General features: G+C 72.4%; 3 protein-coding genes. 1 reads left to right on the forward strand and 2 read right to left on the reverse strand.

Annotated features, from left to right (window positions below):
- Positions 1 to 119: 119 nt before the first annotated feature.
- Positions 120 to 1,211: an aldose epimerase family protein gene (locus ACGFMP_RS36820; protein ID WP_393678405.1), complete on the forward strand. Its 1,092-nt coding sequence runs from the start codon at positions 120 to 122 to the stop codon at positions 1,209 to 1,211.
- A gap of 204 nt (positions 1,212 to 1,415) precedes the next feature.
- On the opposite strand, the gene ACGFMP_RS36825 is transcribed toward ACGFMP_RS36820, so the two are convergent.
- On the reverse strand, positions 1,416 to 4,583 hold the full coding sequence (locus ACGFMP_RS36825) for a discoidin domain-containing protein (protein ID WP_393678407.1): 3,168 nt from the start codon (positions 4,581 to 4,583) through the stop codon (positions 1,416 to 1,418).
- Positions 4,584 to 4,747: 164 nt separating this feature from the next.
- On the reverse strand, positions 4,748 to 5,356 hold the full coding sequence (locus ACGFMP_RS36830; protein ID WP_393678408.1) for a hypothetical protein: 609 nt from the start codon (positions 5,354 to 5,356) through the stop codon (positions 4,748 to 4,750).
- Between the last annotated feature and the right edge of the window lie 272 nt (positions 5,357 to 5,628).

Genomic DNA, 5,628 nt, shown 5'->3' on the forward strand with positions numbered 1-5,628 from the left:
CTCCTCATGATCGACCATGACACCGACATCCGCCGCTTCACCCAGGAGATCCGCTGGAACCAGGCCTACTACCACCTCGCACGCGGCCTGTGACCCCGACGGATCCCCGGAGACCCTTGATGCCCGACGTCACCTGCTCACCCGCCGGGACGCTCGCGGACGGCCGTAGCGTCGACCGCTGGCGACTCGCCGCAGGCACGGTCCGCGCCGACGTCCTCACACTCGGGGCAAGCCTGCACGCGCTGTCCTTCCCTGATCGCACAGGGCAGCGGGCCGATGTCGTACTGACTCCGCACAGCGTCGAGGACAAGCTCACCGTCGCGCGGTATCTCGGCGCCACCGTGGGCCGTTACGCCAACCGCATCGCGCACGGCAGGGTACCGGGCCCCGACGGCTCCTTCCAGCTCAGCGTCAACGAGAACGGCCACACCCTGCACGGCGGCGCGAACGGCTTCGACCTCCAGGTCTGGAAGGCCCGCCCGTTCACCTCCGCCGAGCACGCGGGCGTCGCGCTGAGCCTCGTCAGCCCGGCAGGCGACCAGGGGTTTCCCGGAACCGTGAACGTCATGGTGCGCTACAGCCTGAGCGACGCGGGGGAGCTGCGGCTCGACTACTCGGCCACGACGGACGCGGCGACACCGTTCAATCTCACCAACCACGCGTATTGGAACCTCTCCGGCGATACCCGGGGGAGCGTGCGGGACCACGAGTTGTACGTCGCGGCCGACTGCTATACGCCCGTGGACACCGAGCTGATCCCACTGCCCGGACCGCCGCGACCGGTGACGGGCACCCCTTTCGACCTCACCACCGCGCGCAAGCTCGCGGATGTGCTCGACCGCTTCGATGACGAGCAACTCGCCCTCGCCGGGGGCGGTTACGACCACAACTGGGTCCTGCGGGGGCAGGCCGGCCGACTTCGCCTCGCGGCAGTGCTGGGCCATCCGGCGACCGGACGCGTGATCGAGTGCCTGACCACCGAGCCGGGACTGCAGGTGTACACGGCCAACACTCCGGATGACCGGCATGACGGGGACACAGGGGCCGGCGGGGCCGCGGCGGCCCGTCGGCTGCCGCGGCATTCCGGTGTGGCCCTGGAGAGCCAGCACTTCCCCGACTCGCCCCGCCGGCCGGACTATCCGCCCGCATGGCTGCTCCCCGGGCAGCCCTACCGGTCGACAACGATCTACCGGACCGGGCTTGCGGGGTGATGCCCTGGCGCCGACGACTCGGAGTGCCTCTCCGCACTCGCACTCCGGCGCATCACCACCCAGGCCCGTTGCCCTCGCCACGAGCACGATGATCACCATGGCACAGGACATCACGTCCCGCCCTTGCGGGCGCTGCTCGGCCGCGCGGTCCTGCGGGGCCCAAGACCGGGCGACCGGTGTGCCCCGCCCGGTCCTGGGCCACGCTCAGTCCGGGACGACCTCCAGGCTCACCAGCCGCGCGTCCGTGTCACGCCCGCCGGTGACGGCCAGTGCCACATAACGGGCGGTCGCCCCGAGTCCGAGTGCCGCGGTACGGCCGCGGCGCCTGAGCTCGCCCGCCGCTTGGTACGTCAGCCCGTCCGTGCTGAACTCCACGGCTGCCGCGGGGACGTGCCCTGGGGTCCAAGCGGTACGGACTTCCCGCACGTCGACCGGCGCGCCCAGGTCCACCACCATCCGGCCGTGCGCCGAGCCGGGCCGCCACGAGGTGGCCGGGTTCCCGTCGACGGCCGCGGCAGGATCTGACATGCCCGCGGGCAGCGGCGCGGTCGGGAAGGTGTTGCGGCCGAGGGCGACATCCGCGAGCGGGTACGCCGCGACACCGGGCACGCTGACCTGAGCCGTCCGGCCCGGTCGGACGTCCACCCGGACGCTTGCCCCCGACGGTGCGGTGACCAGCAGCCGCGCGCTGGGACCGCTGATCCGCAATGTCGCGGCGTCGACGACCTCCACCCGCAGACCGGCGGGGACCGCGCCGCCCGTCAGGGACGTCAGGGTGAAGCGGGCGGGGACGACCGCCGCGGTGGCGCCGGCCAGTTCCGCGGTCACGTCGGTGCCCTCCGCGGTCACCTGCTGCGTCCCGGCGTAGAGCGTGACGTCGGAGCGGTTCCCGGGGACCGACACCTTGGTGGTGACGGCGCCGGCGGAGAGGTTGAACAGGCTCAGGTGCCCGCCCGCGGTACTGGCCTTCACCGCCGGGTCCTGTGCTGTCGGTGCGGGCAGCGCGGCCGCCGCCTTCACCTCGCCGGGGTCTCCCGACGGCAGGCCCTCCACCAGCAGCGGCTCGGCGGGGCCGTCGGAGAGCAGTACCAGATCGCCGTACACGGACAGCGGATTGGCCGCGCCCCGCACGACGAGGCCCGCCCGGCCGTCGACCGAGAGCCAGTTGCCACGGCTGGAGAGATCCGCCTGCGGGAAGCGGAGCAGATCCGTCCATGTGCGGCCGTCGGCCGATCCCTGGACGCGGTAGGCGCGCGCCGCCGCCGTCTCCCAGCGCAGCGTCACACGGTCGAAGGCGCGCGCGGCGCCGAGGTCCACCATGAGCCAACTGTCCGAGCGGCCCCGGTCCGCGACGGCGACGGCCCAGCGGGTCGACGGATTGCCGTCGACCGCAAGCGCGGCGCCCTTTCCGGTGTCGGCCGACGAGGCGGTGCACGTCGCGCCCTGTGCGAGATCCGGGCCGTCCGAGCCCTCACGAACCTCGAAGGCGTACAGCGAGTAGCCGTACGTGGCGTGGCCCGCGAGGCCCTGCATCCGCACGTAGCGCCACGAGCCGCCGGGCACGGTGAGGTCGTCGACCCGCGGGCCGGGCGCGACACCGGAGTTGCCGCTGTCCTGCGAGGCGACCTGTGTGCTGCCCTCGGCCGCGGTGTAGGTACGGCCTCCGTCGAGCCCCGAGACGCCGGGCATGGTCAGGTTCTGCACGCGCAGGGAACCCTCACCGGCGGCCGTGCCGCTGGTCGCGTAGACCACGGCGCCGGAAGGCAGAGTGGTGAAGCCGGCGGTTCCCGAGTCCAGGGTCAGCACGGTCGCGGTCGCGTCGAACCCGTCGCGGACCTTCCGGTACGTCGCCACCGAGCGCGCGAGTACCTTCGCGGTCGTCGCGGGCAGGAACATCGGGGTGGTGCCGCTCAGCGCGAACAGCCAGTCGTCGTGGGCGGGTTGCCAGCCGAACTTCACGAACCCCGGCTTGCTGACCGAGCCTGCCCAGGCCGCCGCGCTCTGGTGGGCCACCAGACCGGGACCGGTGCCGAAGTCCTGTACGCCCGACGCGCGACGGAACATCTCCGCGTCCGACAGCGGCTGGACGACGCCGCCGTGGGCCGCGCGCCACTCGTGCAGCAGGTAGCTGATCGCCACCTCGGCACGGGCCTCCGGCTCGTACTTCGCCTCGCCCGAGAACTTCGCCAGCCGGTAGAGCGGCGCATACCCCTGGTACGGCGCCAGCCGTGCGGCCAGTGCGGCCTCGCCCCAGGCCGCCGCACGGTCCCCGGCCACCTGCGCCAGGAACGCCAGCGGGATGACATCGCGCCCGTAGAGGTGTTCACGGTCGGCGACCATCGGCATCAGCGGCTCGCCCGCGTCGCTCATCACCATGAGCAGCGTCCGCCACAACTGCTCGGCATTCGGCTGCGCGGTGAGCACCTCCGGCAGCGGGCGGCCCGCGGTGATGAAGTGCACGGCGTTGCGGCCCGAGGTGCGCCACAACTCCTGCTGGTAATGCGGGCCGAAAGAGCCGTGGTTCTCCACGATGAAGGTGTCGTACAGATTCTGCGCGGTGTTCGCGCTGACCGGGACTCCGTCGACCACGGCGGGGTTGGCCAGGTCCGCGGCCGGAAGTCCGGTCTCGTTCCGGCTCCACCGTCCGTACGCCGCACTCCAGTCGCCGAACCGCGGGTCGTCGGCGGCCCAGGCCATGCCGGGGGCCAGCGACTGGGCGTAGACGCCCATCTCCTCCAGCTTGGTGTCGCCGACGAAGCCCCCCTTGGTGCCGTCGGGCGTCCAGGAGCCCGACGCCGGGTCGTCGCCACTCCCCAGCGCGGTGGTGTACGACGCCTGTTCGCGGACGATCGTGTCGACGTGGCCCTGCGTCACCGGATCCAGCTGGTCCCAGAGCAGACGTGCGGCGAGCACGAAGTAGAGCTGGAAAGTGGTGTCGAAGAAGAGGGTCTTCCCCCACTCGGTGCCGCCCGTCAGACGGTTGGACGCCGCGAAGTGCCGGATCGTGGCCAGGGTGTGCGACCGCAGGGTCTCCTCGTCGATGCCCGTGATCGCGGCGTCGTAGGTGCCGCGCGTCAGCAGGACGGCGTTGCCCAGGACGACCACGAAGTTGTAGTCGGTGCGTGTGTAGTAGCCGGCCTTGGCGTCCCACTGAGTCTCTGCCCAGCGGGTGTGGGTCAGGAGCGCCTGGTAGTACGCGGCGGCGACGCCGTCAGGCACGGCGGCCGACGCCGCGCCTGACGGGTCCTGGCCGGTGGGCAGGGCAGTCGCCGACGCGGCTCCGACCGACAGCGGTGTTGCGACCGTGAGGGAGGCAAGGGCGGCGAGTTGGGTGAAGCGCCTTCTGCCCAGTCCGGCGGGGTCTCTCGTCACGGCGGATCTCCTCGCGTCGACAACGTTGTCATGGCTGCGGCCATTCTTCGCGGTCGTGGTCGCAGGAGTCAAGGGATGAGGGCGGTGGTTCCGGCAGGACCGGACGGAAACAGCCCAGGCCAGACCCGCCGGCACCCGAAGGCCGCGCCTCCCCCCGCCTGACCCTAGGCGGCAGTCGCGGCGGTCGAAGCGGACGCCGCGACCGCTCCGGCCGTCGAGTAGAACACCGACCGGCCCTGCTTGGAGCGCAGGGTCTGTCCCTTGGCGACCAGCGCTTCCAGGGTGTTGCGCACCACGGTGGTCTGGATCTTCCGACCGGGGTGGGTCTGCGCGAGTGCGGTGGCGATCTCTGCGGCCGAGCGGGGCTCGTTGTGTCCGGTGAGCTCTGCGACGACCAGTTCCACCAGCGTAGGTGTGTGCGCGGGGTCGCTCTTTGCGGCGCCGAGCCGCCCGGCTGCGGCGTCCGTCTTGCGCGTGGCCTGCCGGGGCTTCCGGGGAGCCGACGTGGGCGTGCGGGGGCCGGGCACAGCTGTCTGCGGCACCTCGGCAGGCGCGCCGGCTGCCGGTCGGGCGTCCTGCTCGGCCGCGGATGACGTGCCGGCCAGGGCCTGCTGCACCCCGACGAGCAGTGCGTGGTCGTGCTCGAGACCCGCCAACTGCTCCTGCAGCGCCGCCAGGTCGGCGGCGACGCGCTCCTTCTCCTTGGTGGTGCGTTCCAGGTCGGCCTGGATCTGGGCAAGGTACTGGGACTTCAGGTCGGCGTTGTGCGCCATGGCAGTTCAGCTCACTTTCCTGTGCACGTGGGGCGGCGCCGGCTGCTACCCGTTTGCCGCCGTTCGGTGCTGGTACGAAGGATGGGTCGCACCTGAGGGCACTTGGTACTGCGAACCCCAGGGTAATGGGGCATGCACCGGCCCTTTGCTTCGACAGGAGAGCCGTGGGGGGGGGGGGGGGGGGGGGGGGGGGGGGGGGGGGGGGGGGGGGGGGGGGGGGGGCGGGGGGGTGGGGGGCGGGGGGGGGGGGGGCGCGCGCGCGGCCGCCGGCG

Source organism: Streptomyces sp. NPDC049040, assembly GCF_043197715.1.
Taxonomy (GTDB): domain Bacteria; phylum Actinomycetota; class Actinomycetes; order Streptomycetales; family Streptomycetaceae; genus Actinacidiphila.

Excerpts from the sequence above, each read along its gene's own strand:
- ACGFMP_RS36820 (WP_393678405.1), top strand. The coding sequence starts at position 120 with ATGCCCGACGTCACCTGCTCACCCGCCGGGACGCTCGCGGACGGCCGT.
- ACGFMP_RS36830 (WP_393678408.1), bottom strand. The coding sequence starts at position 5,356 with ATGGCGCACAACGCCGACCTGAAGTCCCAGTACCTTGCCCAGATCCAG.